Origin of the sequence: Caulobacter rhizosphaerae (assembly GCF_010977555.1) — a bacterium.
Taxonomy (GTDB): domain Bacteria; phylum Pseudomonadota; class Alphaproteobacteria; order Caulobacterales; family Caulobacteraceae; genus Caulobacter; species Caulobacter rhizosphaerae.
The window spans coordinates 3678223-3699040 of sequence record NZ_CP048815.1; the positions used below are offsets into that span (position 1 = coordinate 3678223).

General features: G+C 68.9%; 14 protein-coding genes and 2 pseudogenes. 9 read left to right on the forward strand and 7 right to left on the reverse strand.

Annotated features, from left to right (window positions below; all coding sequences use genetic code 11):
* Positions 1 to 213 precede the first annotated feature (213 nt).
* The 3 genes from G3M57_RS16840 to G3M57_RS16850 all read left to right on the forward strand — a co-directional run bounded on the left by G3M57_RS16840 (position 214) and on the right by G3M57_RS16850 (position 6303).
* The gene (locus G3M57_RS16840; RefSeq protein ID WP_163231860.1) at positions 214 to 2421 is read left to right on the forward strand and encodes a beta propeller repeat protein; all 2208 of its coding nucleotides are present in this window, start codon (positions 214 to 216) and stop codon (positions 2419 to 2421) included.
* A 9-nt stretch (positions 2422 to 2430) separates the two neighbouring features.
* Entirely contained in the window at positions 2431 to 4056 is a 1626-nt protein-coding gene (locus G3M57_RS16845) for an alpha-L-fucosidase (protein ID WP_163231861.1), read from the forward strand.
* A 192-nt stretch (positions 4057 to 4248) separates the two neighbouring features.
* Positions 4249 to 6303 (forward strand): family 43 glycosylhydrolase, encoded by a 2055-nt coding sequence (locus G3M57_RS16850; protein ID WP_244322561.1) that lies wholly within the window; start codon positions 4249 to 4251, stop codon positions 6301 to 6303.
* 9 nt (positions 6304 to 6312) lie between these two features.
* On the opposite strand, the gene hutC is transcribed toward G3M57_RS16850, so the two are convergent.
* Positions 6313 to 7029: a histidine utilization repressor gene (gene hutC / locus G3M57_RS16855; RefSeq protein ID WP_163231865.1), complete on the reverse strand. Its 717-nt coding sequence runs from the start codon at positions 7027 to 7029 to the stop codon at positions 6313 to 6315.
* Positions 7026 to 8501, reverse strand: a complete 1476-nt coding sequence (locus tag G3M57_RS16860) for a formimidoylglutamate deiminase (RefSeq protein WP_269141707.1) — start codon at positions 8499 to 8501, stop codon at positions 7026 to 7028. The genes hutC and G3M57_RS16860 overlap by 4 nt, the downstream gene beginning before the upstream one ends.
* 86 nt (positions 8502 to 8587) lie before the next feature.
* Between G3M57_RS16860 and hutI the strand changes: the two genes are divergently transcribed.
* Complete coding sequence (gene hutI / locus G3M57_RS16865; RefSeq protein WP_163231867.1) at positions 8588 to 9799, forward strand: imidazolonepropionase; 1212 nt, start codon at positions 8588 to 8590, stop codon at positions 9797 to 9799.
* Positions 9796 to 11331: a histidine ammonia-lyase gene (gene hutH, locus G3M57_RS16870; RefSeq protein ID WP_163231869.1), complete on the forward strand. Its 1536-nt coding sequence runs from the start codon at positions 9796 to 9798 to the stop codon at positions 11329 to 11331. The genes hutI and hutH overlap by 4 nt, the downstream gene beginning before the upstream one ends.
* 5 nt (positions 11332 to 11336) lie before the next feature.
* Here hutH and G3M57_RS16875 read toward each other — a convergent pair.
* A pseudogene (locus tag G3M57_RS16875) lies at positions 11337 to 11432 on the reverse strand (hypothetical protein); the annotation flags it as partial.
* Between the two features lie 41 nt (positions 11433 to 11473).
* Between G3M57_RS16875 and hutG the strand changes: the two are divergent.
* The 4 genes from hutG (at position 11474) to G3M57_RS16895 (ending at position 15453) form a co-directional block, all read left to right on the forward strand.
* Positions 11474 to 12295 (forward strand): N-formylglutamate deformylase, encoded by an 822-nt coding sequence (gene hutG / locus G3M57_RS16880; RefSeq protein ID WP_163231871.1) that lies wholly within the window; start codon positions 11474 to 11476, stop codon positions 12293 to 12295.
* 115 nt (positions 12296 to 12410) lie between these two features.
* On the forward strand, positions 12411 to 14075 hold the full coding sequence (gene hutU / locus G3M57_RS16885; RefSeq protein WP_163231873.1) for a urocanate hydratase: 1665 nt from the start codon (positions 12411 to 12413) through the stop codon (positions 14073 to 14075).
* Positions 14075 to 14623 carry a HutD/Ves family protein gene (locus G3M57_RS16890; RefSeq protein WP_163231875.1) on the forward strand — a complete coding sequence of 183 codons (549 nt, stop codon included), beginning with the start codon at positions 14075 to 14077 and terminating at the stop codon, positions 14621 to 14623. Before hutU ends, G3M57_RS16890 begins: the two co-directional genes overlap by 1 nt.
* A gap of 149 nt (positions 14624 to 14772) precedes the next feature.
* Positions 14773 to 15453: a M23 family metallopeptidase gene (locus G3M57_RS16895; RefSeq protein WP_056762678.1), complete on the forward strand. Its 681-nt coding sequence runs from the start codon at positions 14773 to 14775 to the stop codon at positions 15451 to 15453.
* On the opposite strand, the gene G3M57_RS16900 is transcribed toward G3M57_RS16895, so the two are convergent.
* From G3M57_RS16900 to G3M57_RS16915, 4 genes and pseudogenes are all read right to left on the reverse strand, one after another.
* Positions 15450 to 15701, reverse strand: a complete 252-nt coding sequence (locus tag G3M57_RS16900) for a YlcI/YnfO family protein (RefSeq protein ID WP_056762680.1) — start codon at positions 15699 to 15701, stop codon at positions 15450 to 15452. The genes G3M57_RS16895 and G3M57_RS16900 overlap by 4 nt on opposite strands.
* Positions 15698 to 16111, reverse strand: a complete 414-nt coding sequence (locus tag G3M57_RS16905) for a putative toxin-antitoxin system toxin component, PIN family (protein WP_244322563.1) — start codon at positions 16109 to 16111, stop codon at positions 15698 to 15700. The genes G3M57_RS16900 and G3M57_RS16905 overlap by 4 nt, the downstream gene beginning before the upstream one ends.
* A 105-nt stretch (positions 16112 to 16216) precedes the next feature.
* Positions 16217 to 19235: pseudogene (locus tag G3M57_RS16910) on the reverse strand (TIM-barrel domain-containing protein).
* Positions 19136 to 20725, reverse strand: a complete 1590-nt coding sequence (locus G3M57_RS16915; RefSeq protein WP_163231879.1) for a DUF5597 domain-containing protein — start codon at positions 20723 to 20725, stop codon at positions 19136 to 19138. The pseudogene G3M57_RS16910 and the gene G3M57_RS16915 overlap by 100 nt, the downstream one beginning before the upstream one ends.
* Positions 20726 to 20818 lie beyond the last annotated feature (93 nt).

Sequence of the window (20818 nt, forward strand, 5' to 3'; positions counted from 1 at the left end):
GCAATCCGGTCACTGACCGGTGGTACCGGTATCTTAAAGCTCGACGGCGATCCATACACCGTCTAATTTGTGTGACAAATAGAAACGCCCAACAGGCGATGATGGGGAGAGACGACATGGGGGGATTTACGATGGGCTTGAGGGCCGGAAGCGCCTTGGCGCTCGTTGCGGACGCCTTCGCCTGACCCCCGCCCCTTGAGACGGAAGCCCCGCATGTTCTCGTTCAAACGTGGCTTCGCCTTGGCGGTCGCCGCCGGGGCGTTGGCGCTCGCCGCGCCCGCCCTTGCCGCTCCGCCGGCCGTGCAACCCTATAGCTGGAAGAGCGTCGAGGTGCTGGGCGGCGGCTTCGTCAGCGGCGTGGTCTATCACCCGACCGAGAAGGGGCTGGTCTATATCCGCACCGACATCGGCGGGGCCTATCGCCTGGACCGGGCGACCAACCGCTGGGTGGCGCTGAACGACGACCTCAAGCGCGCCGACGGCCAGCTGGCCGGCGCCCTGAGCCTGGCCGTCGATCCGCAGGATCCCAACCGGCTCTACATGGCGGCCGGCGAATACACGGGCCTGTACGCCCGTGGCGGCGCCCTGCTGCGCTCCACCGACCGCGGCGCGACCTGGGCCAAGACCGAGCTGCCGGTCAAGATCGGCGGCAACGAGGACGGCCGCAACACCGGCGAGCGGCTGATGGTCGACCCGGCCAATGGCGCGGTGCTGTTCCTGGGCGCCAAGGACGGCCTCTACCGCAGCGCCGACCATGGCGCGACGTGGGCGCGGGTCGAGGCCTTTCCGAAGGTCCACGTCACCCTGGTGGCCTTCGATCCGGTGGAGAAGACCAAGGCCGGCGAGACAGCGATCGTCTATGCCGGTTTCGCCACGGCGAGGGGCGGCGGCCTGCTGGTCAGCACCGACGCCGGCGCGACCTGGGGCCTGGTCGACGGCCAGCCGAAGGGCCTGGTCCCCCATCACCTGGCGCTGGACGCCAAGGGCGTCCTGTACGTCGCCTACGGCAACGGCCTGGGCCCGAACGGCGTGACCGACGGGGCGGTCTGGACGTTCGATCCCGACAGTGGCGCCTGGACCGACATCACGCCGGTCAAGCCGAACGGGCCGGACGCGTTCGGCTATGGCGGCCTCAGCCTCGACCCGGCCCACCCGGGCGTGGTCGTGGTCTCCACCCTCGACCGCTGGGGCCGGGGCGACGACCTGTTCCGCAGCACGGACGGCGGCAAGACCTGGAGGGGTCTGCGCGAGAAATCCGAGCACGACACCGGCGGCGCCCCCTGGGTGCGCGGCCTGGAGGGCAAGGACGGCCGCGCCATGGGCCACTGGATCGGCGACGTCGACATCGACCCGACCAATCCCGACGAGGCGATCTATGTCACCGGCTACGGCCTGTGGCGGACCAAGAACCTGACCGAAGCCGATCGTTCGGGGCGCACCAACTGGCGGTTCGACGACGAGGGGTTGGAGGAGACGGCCGCCCTGGGACTGGTCTCACCGCCCAACGGGACCTCGGGCGGCGCCCCGCTGGTCAGCACGATCGGCGACATCGGCGGCTTCCGGCATGACGATCTCGATAGCGCTCGGGGCAGCCGTTATTTCGCCCCGCACGGCGGCACCAATCGCGGCCTGGACTACGCCGAGCTGGCGCCCGACGTTCTGGTCCGGACCAGCGACCCGACGTCCACAGGCGGCTTTCGCTCCGTCGACGGCGGCAGGACCTGGACCGCCTTCGCCAGTTCGCCGCCGCGCGGTTCCAACCTCGACACCGGCCGCATCGCCCTGTCGGCGGACGGCCAGCGCATGGTCTGGGCCCTCCGCGACGCGCCGCCCTACGTCTCCAGCGACGACGGCAAGACCTGGCGGCCGGTCCAGGGGGTGGAAAAAGCTGACCGGGCCGACTTCGCCCCCGCCTCGGACCGCGTAAACCCGGCGCGCTTCTACCTCTACGACGCCGCTCAGGGCGCGGTGCTGGCCAGCGCCGACGGCGGCGAGACCTTCAAGGTCACGGCCCGCAACCTGCCGAACGGCCGGCCGCTGAAGGCCGTCCCGGGAATCGAGGGCGAGCTGTGGCTGCCCACCGCCCAGGGGCTGATGCGCTCGACCAACGGCGGCGACAGCTTCAAGGCGGTCGGCGGCGTCGACGAGGCCGGCCTGGTCGGCTTTGGCAAGGCCGCCCCCGGCCAGAGCCATCCGGCGGTGTTCGTCTGGGGCAAGGTCGGCGGCGTCGAGGGCGTGTTCCGCTCCGACGACGTCGGCAGGACCTGGATCAAGCTGCACGACGAGCGCTGGGGCTTTGCGGGGCTAAGCGCTCTGACCGGCGATCCCAACCGCTTCGGCCGCGTCTATCTTGCCGTCCACGGCCGGGGCATCCTCTATGGCGACCCGCCGACCAACGCCGCGGCGCCGGCCAAGAACTAGGGACCGTACATGAGCCTCAATCGCCGCGACCTGCTGAACCTTGGCGCGGGCCTGGCCGCCGCCTCGGCGGCGCCCGCCCTGGCCGCGCCCCGCAAGGGCGGCTTCCAGCCCAGCTGGGAATCGCTGGCCCAGGGCTACAAGGTCCCCGACTGGTTCCGTGACGCCAAGCTCGGCATCTGGTCGCACTGGGGCCCGCAGTGCGTGCCCGAATATGGCGACTGGTACGGTCGGCAGATGTATATCCAGGGCAACGGGGTCTACGAACACCACGTCAAGACCTACGGCCACCCGACGACGTTCGGCTTCATGGAGTTCATTCCGCGCTGGAAGGCCCAGAACTGGGATCCGGACGGGCTGATGAAGAAGTACCAGGCCGCCGGGGCCAAGTACTTCATGTCGATGGCCAACCACCACGACAACCTCGACATGTTCGCCAGCCGCCACCACGCCTGGAACACGCTGCGGGTAGGCCCCGGGCGCGACATCGTCGGGACCTGGGAGCAGGTCGCCCGCCGGCATGGCATGCGGTTCGGCGTCTCCAACCACTCGGCCCATGCCTGGCACTGGTGGCAGACCGCCTACGGCTACGACGCCGAGGGCCCGCTGAAGGGCCGGCGCTACGACGCCTTCCGGCTGACCAAGGCCGACGGCAAGGGCAAGTGGTGGCAGGGACTGGATCCGCAACAGCTCTATACCGGCCGCAACATGCTGATCCCCGACGGGATCGACAGCATCGCCGCCGCCAACGCCTGGCACGACAAGTACGACGGCGAGTGGCTGGAGACCCCGCCGCCGAACAATCCCGGGTTTGTTCAAAGCTGGCTGGCGCGCCAGAACGACCTGGTCGACCGCTACCGGCCCGACATGGTCTATTTCGACAACTACACCCTGCCGCTGGGCCAGGCCGGTCTGGCGGCGACGGCCCACTACTACAACCAGGCCCTGGCGGCGCGCGGCGCGACCGACGTGGTGGTCACCGGCAAGAAGCTCAGCCCCCTGCAGCGGCGCGGCATCGTCGAGGACGTCGAGCGCGGCTTCTCCGATCGGCTACGGCCCGAGCCCTGGCAGACCGACACCTGCATCGGCAACTGGCATTACGACCGCGGCCTCTACGACCGCGATGGCTACAAGAGCGCCAGGGACGTGATCCAGCGGCTGATCGACGTGGTCAGCAAGAACGGCTGCCTGATGGTCTCCATCCCGCAGCGCGGCGACGGTACGATCGACGACAAGGAAGAAAAAGTGCTGGAGGGCATGGCCGGCTGGATCGCCGTCAACGGCCCGGCGATCTACGCCTCGCGGCCCTGGCGGATCTATGGCGAGGGCCCGACCAAGCTGGTCGAGGGCATGCAGAACGAGGGCGACGCCAAGCCGTTCGAGGCCGCCGACATCCGCTTCACCACCAAGGGCGGCGACCTGTTCGCCCTGCCCATGGCCTGGCCGACCGGCGAGCTGGTGATCCAGAGCCTGGCCGCCTCGGGCCCGACCAGCGCCGGCCAGGTGCGGCGGGTGGAGCTGCTGGGCGGCGGCGAGCTGGCGTTCCAGCGCGACGACAAGGGCCTGCACGTGGCCCTGCCCGAGGCCCGGCCGGCCTTTACGCCGGTGGTCAGGATCTCGGGGCCGGGACTGGCCTAGGCGGCGCCTTTACGAAGGTTGCGGCTCAATTTTCGGACTCTTTGCGCCCCAGCCCGTCCAAAACCAACGACGGCGCCCCGCAGCGACGCTAATTGTCTGACAAAAGTTCTTGTGGGCACGACCTCAGATGCGGTAGCAAGGCCAAAAAGGGGAAGCGTCATGCGGCATGGATCGAAATCGTCCGGACTTGTCGTGTCCAGTCTGGCGGCCTTAGCGGTGATCCTAGGCGCGGCGCCGGCGTCCGCGCTGTCTCCGGAGGCGAGCGCATCCAAAGGCCTGTCTACCGCGACCTGGACGCCGGACAACGGCGACGGCACCTTTACCAACCCCTTGTTCTATGATGAGTTTTCCGATCCAGACCTGATCCGCGTCGGCGACTGGTTCTATCTGACCGGCACCACCATGCACACCATGCCGGGCCTGCCGATCCTGCGTTCGAAGGACCTGGTCAACTGGGAGTTCGTCGCCTACGCCCTGGACAAGCTCGACCTCGGCCCGGCCTTCCGGCTGGAGGACGGCAAGAATATCTATGGTCAGGGTATTTGGGCGCCGTCCTTCCGCTACCATGACGGCAAGTTCTACATCTTCTCGAACGTGAACGGCCAGACGACCCAGATATTCACGGCTGCCGATCCGAAGGGGCCGTGGACGCGCACGTCGATGAAGCGCAGCTTTCACGACCTGTCCGTCCTGTTCGACGACGACGGCAAGGCCTATGTCGTCTGGGATCACCAGACGATGCACCTGGCCCAGCTGACGGACGACCTGACCGACATCGTTCCGGGCACCGAACGCGTCCTGTTCGCCAAGGACGCCGGCATGGGCGAGGGCGCGCATTTCTACAAGATCGACGGCAAGTACTACATCATCAGCGCCAACTATGCCGGCGGCTTCCGCATGCCGGCGGCGCGGGCGAACCACGTGCTGGGCCCCTACGAGGTCAATCAAGCGATCAGCCTGCACGAGGACTTCGGCATGGCGTCGAGCAAGCGCACGGGCGCGCCCAAGCCGCCGTTCACGTTCTGGGGGCCTACCCCCGTCGCCAAACATGACCTGGCGTTGCACCAAGGCGGCGTCGTCCAGACCCCCGCTGGCGAATGGTGGGGCTTTTCGATGATGGATTTCAATTCCGTCGGTCGCCTGCTCGGCCTGTCACCGATCACCTGGAAGGACGGCTGGCCCTATTTCGGCCTGCCGGGCAACCTGACGCGCACGCCGCGGACCTGGGTCAAGCCGAAGACCGCCACGCCGCAGCCGGTGCGCGTCCCCTTCCGGCGCAGCGATGACTTCTCAGCGCCGAAGCTCCAGCCCCTTTGGCAGTGGAACCATGTTCCGGTCGACGGCAAGTGGTCGTTGTCGGAACGGCCGGGTTTCCTGCGCCTTCACGCCCTGCCGGCGACCACCTTCTACGACGCGCGCAACACCCTGACCCAGCGGGCGATCGGGCCGATGTCGACGCCGACCGTCCTGCTCGACGCGTCGAACCTGAAGCCGGGCGACACGGCCGGCCTGGGGCTGCTCAACCTGCCCTACGCGACCCTGGGCGTCGAAAAGCGCGCCGAGGGGCTCGACGTCGTCCTCTATGACCAGCACCCCGACAAGACGGTGCGGGTGAAGATGACCGGGACGCGCGTCTGGCTTCGGGCCAACTGCGATTTCCTCACCGAACGGGCGCGCTTCAGCTACTCGTTCGACGGCGTCACCTTCACGCCGATCGGCGACGAGGTCGAACTGTTCTACCAGACCTTCACCTTCCAGGGCGTTCGGTACGGGCTGTTCAACTACAACACGACCGGCGCCGAGGGCGGCTTCGCCGATTTCGACAGCATCGACGTCCATCAGCCGCATACCCACGGCCTGATGCGGCCCATTCCCTATGGCCGATCTATCCGGCTGACCTCGTTCCACGCGACGACCGGACTTGCGGCCGGCGGTGGGGCCAGCCTGGCTTCGAGCGCCCCGACGCGGTTCGAGGTCGTCGACCGCCGGCTGGGCCGCGTCGCCCTGCGATCGGGCGGACGCTATGTCACGGTCGGCGCGGATGGCGGGGTGACGGTTGCGGCCGGCCCGTCCGGCAAGGCGCAAGACTTCCAGTGGATCGAAACGCCGACGGGCGAACTGGTGCTGATGTCCTTGGCCACCAACCGCTTCCTGCGCATCGATCCGCAGACCGGCGACATCCGGGCCGACAGCCCCGGCCCGATGCCGGACAACAGCGACGGCGCGCGCTTCATCTGGTCGGAATAGAAGGCCAGATCACCGCGCCGGACCGAACCGCGCCACCAGGTCGTAGGCCTCGCCGGGGAACAGCTGGCGCACCCAGGTGACCGGCTGGCCCGCCCGCCAGGTGCGCCGCTCGACGGCCAGCAGCGCCGCGCCCGCGTCCAAGGCCAGCAGGTCGGCCACGGCCGCATCGGCCCCGACGGCGCTGATGCGGTTCTCGGCCTCGGTCCAGGGGACATGATGCAGCAGCCAGGCCCCCGGCGACTCCTCGGCGAAATCCAGTTCGGCCGCCTCGGGCACGGCGGCCAGGCTGATCAGGCGGTCCTCCAGGGCGAACGGCCGGTCGCCGGCGATATGCAGACCGCGCAGCGCCAGCATCTCGCCGCCGGCCGCCAGGGCGATCTCGTCGGCGTCGCCCGCCCTGGCTTTGCGGCGCCGTCGGTCCAGCAGGTCGAAGCGGTAGGCCTCGCCGCGCGCCACGATCTCCGCCTGGATGTCGGGGATGTCGAGTACGGTGGAGTGCACGCGGGGCCGGGCCACGAACGAGCCGGCGCGACGACGGCGAACGATCAGCCCCTCGTCCGCCAGGGCCGACATCGCCTTGTTGACCGTCATCCGCGAGCAGCCGAACCGCGCCATCAGTTCGAGCTCGGATGGAACCTTGCGGCCGGGCGACCAGGCGCCCGAGCGGATCAGGTCCTCGATCTCGCCCCGTATGCGCTGGGACAGCGTCCCCTCGTTCCCGCTCAAGCCAGCACGCTCCCCAAGGCCGCCCGATAGCGGGCCAGGATGGCCTCGCGCGCGTCGTGGCGACCGCTGCTGACCACCTGGCGACCGCCGCGCCAGACGCCGTCGATCGCCCCGTGCCGTCCCGCGAACACGAGGCTGTCCAGCAAGGCGTCGCCGTCGCGGCCGATCATCGCCGGATGCGCGCGGTCCAGGGTCACGAAGTCGGCCGGACGCCCGCGCCGCAAGCCGCCGACGACGCCGAGCGCCTGAGCCCCGCCGCTCACGGCCGCTTTGAACAACGCGCCGCCGGTCGAGCCGCCGGGCGCCTTGGCCAGCACGTTGCGGGCCCGCCGGGTCAGGCGCTGGCCGTATTCCAGGGTCCGCAGCTCCTCGGCCGCGTCGATCAGCACGTTGCTGTCCGAGCCGATCCCGAACGCCCCGCCGGCCGCCAGGTAGTCGTGGGCCGGAAAGACGCCGTCGCCGAGGTTGGCCTCGGTGATCGGGCACAGGCCGGCGACCGCGCCGCTCTTGGCCAGGCGCTCGGTCTCCATGGCGTTCAGGTGGGTGGCGTGCACCAGGCACCAGCGCTTGTCGACCGGTGCGTTGTTCATCAGCCAGCGCACCGGCCGCGCGCCCGTGGCGGCCAGGCAGTCGTCGACCTCCTTCGTCTGCTCGGCGATGTGGATGTGGATCGGTCCAGCGCCCGCCAGGGGCAGGATCGCGGTCAGCTCCTCGCCCGTCACCGCCCGCAGGCTGTGCGGAGCGATGCCGACCACCGCGTCGGGCAGGCCGGCCACCGCCGCGCGGCTGGCCTCGATCAGTCGGCCGTAGCCGTCGACGTCGTGCACGAACCGCCGCTGGCCTTCGCCCGGCGCGACGCCGCCGAAGCCGGCATGGGCGTAGAACACCGGCAGCAGGGTCAGGCCGATCCCCGTCTCGTCGGCCGCCGCCGCGATCCGCCCCGCCATTTCGGCGAGGTCGCCATAGGGCGAGCCGTCCTTGTCGTGGTGCAGGTAGTGGAACTCTCCGACCCGGGTCGAGCCGGTCTCCAGCATCTCCATATAGGCCAGGGCGGCGATGGCCTGGACCTCGTCGGGACCCAGGCGGTCGACGAAGCGGTACATCAGCTCGCGCCAGGTCCAGAAGCTGTCGCCTGTAGGGCCCCGGGTCTCGGTCAGGCCCGCCATGGCCCGCTGGAAGGCGTGGCTGTGCAGGTTGGGCAGACCGGGCAGGCAGGGCCCGTGGGCGACCTCGCCGGCCTGGCGGGCGACGCCGGTGTCGACGCGGCCGATCACGCCGTCGGCGATCGTGAACCGCACGTCCCTGGCCCAGCCGTCGGTAAGCAGGGCCTGCTCGAACCATAGCGTCTGGGGGTCAGTGGGTTGCGCACGCTCGGGTTCACCCGCGGCCTCGACCTCGTGCGGCGGCGTGTAGATCGGCGGGTCGGCCTCGGGCCCGGCTTCGGATTCTGGCGGAAACGCGTCGTCGGTCACTGGACAATCCTCGTGTCGAGCGAATATGTCTATACATATTGAAGCCGTCGGCAAGAGACCGGACCGGCGTCGGGAGATCCCAGGCCATGCGCTGCGATCGGGTGTGGAGCAAGGCCCGCCTGGCCACTTTCGCCGTCGATCAGCCCGGCATGGGCGTGGTCGAGGACGGCGTCGTGGCGTCCCTGGACGGCCGCATCGCCTATGCCGGTCCGGCCGCCGAGGCTCCGGCCTTCGAGGCGGCCAAGACCATCGACTGCGAAGGCCGCTGGATCACGCCCGGCCTGATCGATCCCCACACCCACCTGGTGTTCGGCGGCGACCGCGCCCACGAGTTCGAGCTGCGGCTGGCCGGCGCGTCGTACGAGGAGATCGCCCGGGCGGGCGGCGGCATCGTCTCGACCATGAAGGCCACCCGCGCCGCCTCGCAGGCGGAGCTGGTCGCCGGCGCCCTGCCCCGCCTGGACGCCCTGATCGCCGAGGGCCTGACGACGATCGAGATCAAGTCCGGCTACGGCCTGTCGCTGGACGACGAGCTCAAGAGCCTGCGGGCCGCCCGCGCCCTGGCCGACGCCCGCCCCGTGTCGGTGACCACCACCTTCCTCGGCGCCCACGCCCTGCCGCCCGAGTATGCTGACGCGCCCGACGACTATATCGACCATGTCTGCTTCCAGATGATCCCGGCCGTCGCCGCCGAGGGGCTGGCCGATGCGGTGGACGCCTTCTGCGAGGGCATCGGCTTCACGCCGGCCCAGACCCGCCGGGTGTTCGAGGCGGCGCGCGAGCATGGCCTGCCGGTCAAGCTGCACGCCGAGCAGTTGTCGAACCAGAACGGCGCGGCCCTGGCCGCCGCGTTCGGAGCGCTGTCGGCCGATCACCTGGAACATCTGGACGCGGCGGGGATCGCCGCCATGGCCGGCGCCGGCACGACGGCGGTGCTGCTGCCCGGGGCCTTCTACTTCGTCCGCGAAACCAAGCTTCCGCCGATCCAGGCCCTGCGTGACGCCGGCGTGCCACTGGCCCTGGCCACCGACTGCAACCCCGGCACCTCGCCCCTGACCAGCCTGCTGCTGACCATGAACATGGCCGCCACCCTGTTCCGGATGACCGTCGACGAATGCCTGGCCGGCGTCACGCGCGAGGCCGCGCGGGCGCTGGGCCGCCTCGACGGCGTCGGCACGCTGGAGGCCGGCAAGGCCTGCGACCTGGCCGTCTGGGACATCGAGCGTCCGGCCGAACTTGTCTACCGCATGGGCTTCAATCCGCTCCATGCGCGCGTCTGGAAGGGTGAAATCGCGTGACCGAAGTCGTTCTCAACCCCGGTGAGGTCAGCCTCGCCGACTGGAAGGCCGTCTATCGCGGCGCGCCGGCGCGTTTGCCAGGAAGCGCCGCCGCGCGGATCGCCGAGAGCGCCGCCGCCGTCGAGCGCATCCTGGCCAAGGGCGCGCCGGTCTACGGGATCAATACCGGCTTCGGGAAGCTGGCCAGCGTCCGCATCGGCGACGCCGACCTGGAGGCTCTGCAGCGCAACATCGTGCTGTCGCACGCCGCCGGCACGGGCGCGCCGTCACCGATCCCGGTGATCCGGCTGATGATGGCCCTGAAGCTGGCCAGCCTGGCCCAGGGCGCCTCGGGCGTGCGGCCGGCGACCACCGACCTGCTGGAGGCCATGCTGGTCCAGGGCCTGACGCCCGTCGTACCGTGCCAGGGTTCCGTCGGCGCCTCGGGCGACCTGGCGCCGCTGGCCCACATGGCCGCGACCCTGATCGGGGTCGGCGAGATCTTCGTCGGCGACCAGCGCCTGCCGGCCGTCCAGGCCCTGATGGAAGCGGGCCTCAAGCCCCTGACCCTGGGCCCGAAGGAAGGCCTGGCCCTGCTGAACGGCACCCAGTTCTCGACCGCCAACGCCCTGGCCGCCCTGTTCGACGCCCAGCGTCTGTTCCAGTCGGCCCTGGTGACCGGCGCCCTCTCCACCGAGGCGGCCAAGGGCTCAGACACCCCGTTCGACCCGCGCATCCACACGCTGCGCCGCCAGCCTGGCCAGATCGAGACCGCCGCCGCCCTGCGCGCCCTGATGGCCGGCTCGGCGATCCGCGACTCGCACCGCGAGGGCGACGCGCGCGTGCAGGACCCCTACTGCCTGCGCTGCCAGCCGCAGGTGATGGGGGCGGCCCTGGACGTGCTGCGCCAGGCGGCGGTCACCCTGTCCACCGAGGCCAACGGCGTCTCGGACAATCCGCTGATCTTCCCGGAGAGCGACGAGGCCCTGTCCGGCGGCAACTTCCACGCCGAACCCGTGGCCTTCGCCGCCGACATGATCGCCCTGGCGGTCTGCGAGATCGGCTCGATCGCCGAGCGCCGCATCGCCATGCTGGTCGACCCCGCCTGCTCAGGCCTGCCGGCCTTCCTGACGCCAAAGCCGGGCCTGAACTCCGGCTTCATGATCCCGCAGGTCACGGCCGCCGCCCTGGTCTCGGAGAACAAGCAGAAGGCCTATCCGGCCAGCGTCGACTCGATCCCGACCTCGGCCAACCAGGAGGACCACGTCTCGATGGCCGCCCACGGCGCCCGGCGGTTGTTGGCCATGGTCGAGGCGGCCGAGGCCGTGATCGGCATCGAACTGCTGGCGGCGGTGCAAGGCTGCGACTTCCACGCGCCGCTGGCCTCGAGCGCCCCGCTGGAGGCCGTGCGCAGCCTGCTGCGCGCCCAGGTGCCGCACTTGTCGGACGACCGCCACTTCCACCCGGACATGGAGGCCGCCAACGCCCTGGTGCGGTCGGGGGCGGTGATCGCCGCCGCTTCGGCCATCGTGTTGCCGGGGGTGGAGGCGTGAGCACTCAAGCGCGGTGCGTCCTTCGAGGCCCGCTGCGCGGGCGCCTCAGGATGAGGAGCTTTGACGCCACTGAATTCCTCTTCCTGAGGTGCGAGCCGCAGGCGAGCCTCGAAGGACGCAGGGCGGTTGCGGAGGCGGCGGCATGAACCAGGCCGACTGGCTCCACGTCACCCGCCGCGAGGCCCCTCTGGTCGTCAGCATCCCTCACGCCGGGACGATCATCCCGGCCGACATCGAGGCGCGGCTGGTCTCACCCTGGCTGGCGCGCAAGGACGCCGACTGGTGGCTCGAACAACTCTACGCCTTCGCCGACGGCCTGGGCGCCACCGTGGTCCGCACCGGCGTCTCGCGCACGGTGATCGACGTCAACCGCGACCCGTCAGGCGTGTCGCTGTATCCCGGCCAGGCCACCACCGGCCTGTGCCCGGTCGACACCTTCGACGGCGAACCGCTGTATCGCCCTAGCCAGGACCCGGACGCCGCCGAGATCGCCGCGCGCCGCGACAGCTTCTTCGATCCGTACCACGCCAGCCTCCAGGCCGAGCTCGACCGGCTGGTCGCGCGCCACGGCAAGGTGGTGCTCTATGACGCCCACTCGATCCGCTCGCGCGCCCCGCGCCTGTTCGACGGTGAGCTGCCGCAGTTCAACATCGGCACCAATAGCGGCGCGGCCTGCGATCCGGGCCTGACCCGCGCGGTCGAAGCCGCCTGCGACACCACCGGCCTGTCGCGCGTCACGAATGGCCGGTTCAAGGGCGGCTGGATCACCCGTCATTACGGCCAGCCCGAGCGGGGCGTCCACGCCGTGCAGATGGAGCTGGCCTGCCACGGCTACATCGACGAGCCGGCGGAACTGACGCCGGACACCTGGCCCACGCCGTTCCAGGTCGCCCGCGCCGCGCCGCTGCGCACCGCCCTCGCCGACGTGCTGAAGGCGTGCCTGGCGTTCGCGAACAGCGCCTGACCACAACGAAACCTCGTCCTTCGACAAGCTCGGGGTGAGGTTCCGAATGATGCCTTCAATAGCCCCCATCCTGAGCGTGTCGAAGGACGGGGGCGGCCCCAACCGAGACCTCACCATGACCCGCCTCGACAACACCCGCGTCATCCGCCCCGCCACCGGGACCGAGCTCACCGCCAAATCCTGGCTGACCGAGGCGCCGCTGCGGATGCTGATGAACAACCTGCATCCCGACGTCGCCGAGCGGCCCGAGGAGCTGGTGGTCTATGGCGGCATCGGCCGCGCCGCGCGTGATTGGGAGAGCTACGACAAGATCGTCGAGACCCTGCGCCGGCTGGAGGACGACGAGACCCTGCTGGTCCAGTCGGGCAAGCCGGTGGGGGTGTTCAGGACCCATGCCGACGCGCCCCGCGTGCTGATCGCCAACTCCAACCTGGTGCCCCGCTGGGCCACCTGGGAGCACTTCAACGAACTGGATCGCAAGGGCCTGGCCATGTACGGCCAGATGACCGCCGGCTCGTGGATCTATATCGGCGCCCAGGGCATCGTTCAGGGCACCTACGAGACCTTCGTCGAGATGGGTCGCCAGCACCATGGCGGCGACCTTTCGGGCAAGTGGCTGCTGACGGCGGGCCTGGGCGGCATGGGCGGAGCCCAGCCCCTGGCGGCGGTGATGGCCGGGGCTTCATGCCTGGCCATCGAATGCCAGCCCTCGCGGATCGAGATGCGCCTGCGCACCGGCTATCTGGACAAGGCGACCGAAAGCCTCGACGAGGCCCTGGCCTGGATCGAGGAGTCCTGTCGAAACAAGACTCCGACGTCAGTGGGCCTGGTGGGCAACGCCGCCGAGCTGCTGCCCTTGATGTTCGCGCGCGGGATCCGCCCGGACCTGCTGACCGACCAGACCAGCGCCCACGACCCGATCAACGGCTACCTGCCGGCCGGCTGGACCCTGGACCAGTGGACGGCGGCCAAGGAGCGCGAGCCTTCGAGCGTCAACCGCGCCGCCCGGGCCTCGATGGCCGTGCACGTCAGGGCGATGCTCGACTTCCAGGCGGCCGGCGTGCCCACCGTCGACTACGGCAACAACATCCGCCAGATGGCTCTGGAGGAAGGCGTGACCAACGCCTTCGACTTCCCCGGCTTCGTGCCGGCCTATATCCGCCCGCTGTTCTGCCGGGGGATCGGGCCGTTCCGCTGGGCGGCGCTGTCGGGCGATCCGGAGGACATCGCCAAGACCGACGCCAAGGTCAAGGAACTGATCCCCGACAATCCGCACCTGCACCACTGGCTGGACATGGCCGCCGAGAAGATCAAGTTCCAGGGTCTTCCGGCCCGGATCTGCTGGGTCGGGCTGGGCGACCGCCACCGGCTGGGCCTGGCGTTCAACGCCATGGTCGCCAGCGGCGAGCTGAAGGCCCCGGTGGTGATCGGCCGCGACCACCTGGACTCCGGCTCGGTGGCCTCGCCCAACCGCGAGACCGAAGGGATGGTGGATGGGTCGGACGCGGTGTCGGACTGGCCGCTACTGAACGCCCTGCTCAACACCGCCTCCGGCGCCACCTGGGTGTCGCTGCACCACGGCGGCGGGGTGGGCATGGGTTTCTCGCAGCACGCCGGCATGGTCATCGTCTGCGACGGCACCGACGCCGCGGCCAGGCGGATCGCGCGGGTGCTGTGGAACGACCCGGCCAGCGGCGTCATGCGCCATGCCGACGCTGGCTACGAGATCGCCCGGGACTGCGCCCGCGAGCATGGGCTGGACCTGCCCGGAATCCTCTAGTGCGCCTCCTCCGCGCCGCCGACCGGATCGCCACGCCGTGGAGGAACGGCGGCGGCGTCACCCGCGAGGTCGCCGCCTGGCCGCCCGGCGCCGGCCTGGACGCCTTCGACTGGCGAGTCAGCCTGGCCGACGTTGCGGCCGACGGGCCGTTCTCGGCCTTTCCGGGCGTCGACCGGGTGTTGACGGTGATCGCGGGCGACGGCCTGGTGCTGCAGATCGACGGCCGGCCTGTGCGCCTGGCGCCCAGCGCGCCCTTGGTCTTTCCAGGCGAGGCCGTTGTCGAGGCGCGCCTGACGGCCGGCCCTATCCGCGACCTCAATGTCATGGTCCGCCGCGGCGTCTGGACCGCGCGGGTCGAGCCCTGGCGGGGAGATCCCGTCCCGATCGCCGACGGACCGACATTGGTCGTGCTGCTGGAGGACGTCGAAGACTTCGCCCAACTGGACGTGGTGCTTATCGACGCAGGCGAGACTGCGGCGCTTGATCTTACCGCCCAAACCAGAGCATTGAGCGTCGCTCTGCGGGCTACGCATCCGACTACTTGCTGACAACGTTCAGTAGAGCTTCAAGCATAGCCATGGACGCGCGCGACCGCACGCCGCACTTGGCTTGCCATGTCTTCGCCTTATCTGGCGATTAACCAACCTCAACGCCTACCCCGCCAAAACGATCCCACCAACAACTTCAGGACGATTTAATGCAAGCACCGGCTGCGAAGAAGCTCGCCCCGCACAAACTCGCCCCCTGGGCGCGCGGCGCGTTGGGCCTGGCCCTGGTCTTCGCTCCGATGGTGGTGGCGGCGATGGAGAACCCGCACAAGACCGCGCGGGGACCGTCGCCCATGGTCCAGCGCCTGCTGGCCGACATGGCCGCCAAGCCGCAGAAGCCGGTTCGCAAGGAGCTGGTCTGGAGCGGGTCGGACATCGACGGCGACGGCGCGCCCGACTTCGCCAATCCGACCGGCGGCGTTCCGCGCGGCCACGACGAGTTCGGCGACGGCCAGTTCGGCGCCCGCCGCGACGGCGGCTCGCGCAGCCACGAAGGCGTCGACTACGTGGCCACGGCCGGCCAGGACGTGAAGGCCCCGATGTCCGGCTATGTGACCAAGATCGGCTACGCCTATGGCGGCGACAACAGCCTGACCTTCGTCGAGATCACCAATCCGGCGCTGGGTTACGTCGCCCGCGCCTTCTACGTGAAGCCCAGCGTCGAGGTGGGCCAGACGGTGCGCCTGGGCGAGACGATCGGCGCCGACCAGAGCCTGCAGGGCCACTATCCCGGCATCACCGACCACGTGCACCTAGAGGTGATGCAGCCCGGCGGTGAACGCGTCAACGCGGCCGAGCTGATCACGCGCAAGCTGGTGGTTCAGGCTTAAGGCAAGCGGTCGTCGTCATCCGGCTCGGCGCCGCCGGGCCGCGACATGATCTGGTCGAAGGCGGCGAAATCAGCCTTCGATCGCCGCTCGGCGAAGAAAGCCGCGGTGTTCATGACCGCCAACTTCTCCGCCACGGCCGTCGCCACGAACTGGTTGACACTCGTGCCTTCAGCCTTGGCCCGGCGTTCGACCTCGGCCCGCACCGACGTCGGAAGACGAAGGGGATAGGTGCTTTGGCGCGCCTTCATGGCGTGAGTCTCCTCAAGGCTTCGAGCGGCTTCCAGACCTCGACTCCGAACCGCTGGGGCGCGGCGCCGAAGTCTCGGACATTGAATGTGACGATGGCGTCGGCCTGACCATTGACCGCCGCCTCCAGCACGAATTCATCGGCGGGATCACGCAACTGCGGCCGCCAGAAGAAATGGCTCTCGACCGGTTCGGCCATCGCGATCACGGCGGCCAGGAAGACATCCACTTGGTCCTCCGTCAGCCCCGCGACCCACCGATGCTCGTCGAGGCCGCAGATCGCCTCGCACTCAAGCGCCAGGGCGACATTGGCCAACAGCCGCAGCTCACCGCGGCGCGCCACGCGCAACAGCGCCGCCGACGCTCCACTCGGACTGCGCATGGCGGCGACCACGACATTGGTGTCGAGCACACATCTCACATCACAGATGATATCATACTTGCGCGCATGTGCACATGGGGGCGAAAGCCCCGGCCCTCTTGGGACCGGGGCTTCGAGACGCTTGGATCGAACGCCCTACTTCTTCCGCGTCACCACCACCGGTTGGCCGCTGTAGGCCACGGTTTCGTCCACGGCGTCGAAGTCGACCGGCTTGGCGCCGGAACCGATGAAGCGAACCTTGATCGTTCGGTTCTCAACCATGCCCTTGAACGATCCCGAGCGCGCGCCGATCGTCAGACGGCCGGTGGCGTTATCGAAGCTCATCGGGATCCGGCTCCAGGCGCCACGGGCGTAGCCGTTGCTGAGGCCGTCGTCCTCGTAGAGCTCGAACTTGCCGTCGGCCCCGGTGTAGACCACCACCGTCAGCGGGGCGTCGGGCTGCTCGCCGACATATTGCTGGACCACCGTGGTCGGCACGATCGAGCCGGCCTTCACAAACAGCGGCATGCGCGACAGCGGGGCGTCGGCCTTGATGGCCTGGCCGCCCTTGAACGCCTTGCCGGTCTCGAAGTCGTACCAGCTCGCCCCCGCCGGCAGGTAGACCGACCGCGAGCGCGCCTTGAACTGCGTCACCGGGGCGACCAGGAACGCCTTGCCGAACAGGTACTCGTCATTGACGGCGCGCGCGGTGGTGTCGGATGGGAAGTCCATCACCAGCCCGCGCATCATGATCCCGTCGCGCTGATAGGTGTCGGCGGCCAGGGTGTAGACATAGGGCATCAGCCGGTAGCGGAGCTCGTCGTACCAGGCCAGCGCCTTGTAGATGTCGGTGCCCTCGTCGGCGAGGTTGTAGATCTCGCGGTACGGGAACTCGCCGTGGCTGCGGAACAGCGGGCTAAAGGCGCCGAACTGGAACCAGCGCAGGTTCAGCTCCTGCCATTCGGCCCAGTGCGCCGGGTCCTTGTTGGTGTAGCGATCCTCGACCGAGAAGCCGCCGATGTCGGTGGTCCAGTTGGGAACGCCCGACATCGACAGGTTCACCCCGGCCGAGATCTGGTCCTTCAGGTCGTCCCAGCGCGCGACCACGTCGCCGCTCCACAGGGCCACGCCGTTGCGCTGGATGCCGCCGAAGCCCGAGCGCGACAGGATGAAGCTGCGCTTGTCGGGGTCCAGCGCGCGCTCGCCCTCGAACACGCCCTGGGTATGGATCAGCGGATAGGAGTTGTAGAACTCCGCGCCCGGCCCGATCGCCGTGGGCCCCATGCGCAGGGTGCGCTCGGGGATGTCGAGGTTGGAGTGCATGTCCGGCTCGTCGCTGTCCATCCACCAGGCGTCGATGCCGAAGCCTTTGAGGCTCTCCTTGACCTGGCGCCAGTAGATGTCGCGCGCCTCCTTGGCGTAGGGGTCATAGAACGAGTTCAGATAGCCCGGCCCCACCCAGTCCAGCGCGCCCTGCTCGATGTTGCGCTTGTACATGAAGCCCTTGGCGTCCAGCTCCTTGAAGTGCTCCGTCGTCGGATAGAACTTCGGCCAGATCGAGATCATGATGTGGCCGTTCATCCCGTGGATGTCGTCGACCATCTTCTTGGGGTCGGCGAAGCGGGTCTCGTCGAACTTGTGGCTGCCCCAGGCGTCGTCCTTCCAGTAGCGCCAGTCCATGACCACGTTGTCGATCGGCAGCTTGCGGTCGCGGTATTCCTTGAGGACCCCGACGATCTGGTCCTGGGTCTCGTAGCGCTGGCGGCTCTGCCAGAAGCCGTAGGCCCAGCGCGGCAGGGCCACGGCCTTGCCGGTCAGGTCGCGATAGCCGCTCACCACCTGGTCCAGGTCGCCGCCCGCCACGAAGTAGTAGTCCACCGCATGGGCGACGTCCGAGGTCATGGTCAGCGACTGCTGGTCGGCCGCCGGGATCGGGTTGTTGTGCAGCAGGCCGATATAGCCCTCGTTGGGATCCCACTCGACGCGGATCTTGTGGCGGGTCCCGGCCTTCATGGGGGCGGTGAAGTTGTGGAACCATGGGTTCCAGTTCTGCCGCCACCGGTCGATCGTCAGCTTGCCGTCGACATAGACCTTGGCGTAGCTGGACGAGTAGAGCTTGAACTTCTGGACGCCGCTGACCGAGGGCTCGACCGAGCCTTCCCAGACCACGGTGGCGCCCTTGACCGGCTTCTTGTCCGGACCGGTCAGTTCGGCCGGCCAGTTGGGCAGGTCCTTCAGGAAGCGGTAGTCGATGTCCTTTTCCGTCCGGGTCAGCTTCAGCGCGCCGTTGACGTAGTACTTGGCCGTGAAGCCGCCCGCCTTGCCGGCCGCGTCGAAGATCTTCAGGTCGCGCGAGGCCACGTCATAGGGCGTCGGATCGCCGAACCGGGTGATGCCGTTGTTCTCCCACAACAGGCCGTAGTTGCGGGTCGACAGCACGAACGGCACGGCGATGTCGCGGTTGTACTGGGCCAATTCGACGTCCTGGCCATTGTAGTTCATCTGGCCGTTCTGGTGCTGGCCCAGGCCGTAGAAGGCCTCGTCCGTGCCCGGATTGAACTGCTGACTGACGCTGTAGAAGGTCTTGCCGTCGATGGTTTCGGTCTTGAACGGACGCCGACCGTTCTCGGCCAGGACCAGCTTGCCGGCCGCGTCGCGGAAGCTGACCTGGCCGTCGGCCAGCGAGACCTCGGCCGAGGCCTTGCCGGCCTTAACCACCACCTTGCCGCCCGCCTCCGTCACGGTGAACGCGCCGCCCGGCTTGGCCGTCACCATCAGGCTCGGCGGCGTGTCGAGGCTTTCGGTCGGCGTCGCCGTGACGTGGATGATGCGCTCGCCCATCACCTGCAGCCGCACCTTCTTGGCGGGCCCCGAGGCGGGGGTCACGACCACCCCGTCGGCGGTCTTCTCGAAGGCGCCGTCCAGCGCGAACGCGCTGGTCGAGGCCAGGAGGGTGAGCGTGAGGCCGGCGAACAGGGCCTTGGGCAGCATGCGCATCGTTCTTCCCCTAGAATCTTTGATTTTTATCGCCGCCGATCCGGGTGGATCCCGGGATCGGCGTTTGAGTGACGGACGTCAGTAGGTGGCCAGCTTGACCTTCAGCACCTGCGGCAGGGTGGTGAGGTTCAGGCCGTAGTCGCTCTGGTCGCCGTTCCACACGCGGTCGAACACCCACTGGCCGTTCTCGAAGTGACCTTCCTCGACCCGGGCCAGCATGAACCGCTCGTCCTTGGCCGAGCCGAAGGTGACGCGGGCGCGATAGCCGGTGACCAGGAACTCGTTGGCCGACAGCCGGGCGATCAGGGCGCCGCCGTCCGGGATCTCGCGGTTCGGCTGCTTCTCGGCCTTGGACATCCAGGGGGCCTCGATCGAGCCGAACTGCCATTCGCCGTACGAGACCGTGGCGGTCCAGCGGTCCCCCAGCTTCAGGGTCTCGGCCTTGCGGTCGTCGGCCTCGCCCACGCCCCAGACGTCGCTGGTGAACGACAGCCTGGCCCATTCGCGGGCCATGGGCGCCAGCAGACGATAGTGGACGCCGAAGTTCTCCAGCGTCTCGGCGTCTACCTGCTTGGCGCCGAGCGGGTAATTGGAATAGCCGGTGTAGTCGAGGCCGAACGGCGAGAAGCCGATCCCGTGGCGGCCCAGCACGTCGTAGACATAGCGGGCATAGGCCTTGTCGCTGCCGATCTCGGGCACGAACAGGGCGTTGTCGGCCCGACCGTACTGCTCCAGCGTCTTCCGGACGCTAGCGCTCTCGCGCATGTAGATGTCGGGGGCCAAGGCGTCGATCGACGGCGCGGCGGCCTTCCAGACCTCCAGCACGTTCCAGGTCGGCCCGCCTGACGAATAGGTGAACGGGTCCTGGTACTTGAAGGGGTCGCGCAGGGCGGCATTGACGTACATCGGCAGCGGCAGCTCGCGCTTGCCGGCCGCGGCGACCTCGTCAACGAACCGGCCGATCGACCAGGCGTGGAAGAACTCGTCGGCGTCCTTGCCGAACACCGCCTGCCAGGTTCCCGGCGTCTTGCCCATGGCCTTGACCAGCTGGGCGGGCACGGGGCCTTCGAACAGCTTCTGGGCGGTGGGGGAATAGTCGCGGATCGCGCTGTAGGTGCCGGTCTCGTTCTCGGGCTGGATCATGATCACCGTATGATCCGGATCGGCCGCCTTCAGGTGGCGCATCAGGGCGACGAAGGCCTTCTTGTCGGCCTCCAGCGTGGCGGGGAAGTGCGGCGACAGCGAGTTCTTGACCTCGCCCTTGGCGTTGACAACCCGCGGGAAGCGCTTGTTGTCCAGCTTGACCCATTCAGGCGCGTATTGCGGGCCGTTGTTCTTCCAGGTCCCGAACCACAGCAGCACCAGCTTCACGTCGTTGTCGCGGGCCTGCTTGAGCAACACGTCCACATAGGAGAAGTCGAACTTGCCCTCGGTCGGCTCGATCTGCTCCCAAGCGACCGGAATCTCCAAGGTGTTGGCGTGCATCGCCTTTACGGCCGGCCACACCTTGGGCAGTTGCGAGGGATAGTTGGCGGCGTTGTTGGCCTGGACGCCCAGCATCAGGAACGGCGCGCCGTCGACCATCAGGGCGTGGCGGCCGTCCTTCTCGACCAGCCTGGGCAGGTCGGCGGCGCCAGCGGGCGGGCCGGCCAGGACCAGGAACGCCATCGCACCGGCCGCTCCAAGCCGCAGCCGATCAAAATTCCAGATCCGTCTGGCCAAATGTCACCTCCCGCGTCGTCAGCGTTCCAGAGGTCGGGA

Excerpts from the sequence above, each read along its gene's own strand:
- G3M57_RS16840 (WP_163231860.1), top strand. The coding sequence starts at position 214 with ATGTTCTCGTTCAAACGTGGCTTCGCCTTGGCGGTCGCCGCCGGGGCG.
- G3M57_RS16845 (WP_163231861.1), top strand. The coding sequence starts at position 2,431 with ATGAGCCTCAATCGCCGCGACCTGCTGAACCTTGGCGCGGGCCTGGCC.
- hutI (WP_163231867.1), top strand. The coding sequence starts at position 8,588 with ATGCGCTGCGATCGGGTGTGGAGCAAGGCCCGCCTGGCCACTTTCGCC.
- hutG (WP_163231871.1), top strand. The coding sequence starts at position 11,474 with ATGAACCAGGCCGACTGGCTCCACGTCACCCGCCGCGAGGCCCCTCTG.
- hutU (WP_163231873.1), top strand. The coding sequence starts at position 12,411 with ATGACCCGCCTCGACAACACCCGCGTCATCCGCCCCGCCACCGGGACC.
- G3M57_RS16895 (WP_056762678.1), top strand. The coding sequence starts at position 14,773 with ATGCAAGCACCGGCTGCGAAGAAGCTCGCCCCGCACAAACTCGCCCCC.
- G3M57_RS16900 (WP_056762680.1), bottom strand. The coding sequence starts at position 15,701 with ATGAAGGCGCGCCAAAGCACCTATCCCCTTCGTCTTCCGACGTCGGTG.
- G3M57_RS16915 (WP_163231879.1), bottom strand. The coding sequence starts at position 20,725 with ATGGCGTTCCTGGTCCTGGCCGGCCCGCCCGCTGGCGCCGCCGACCTG.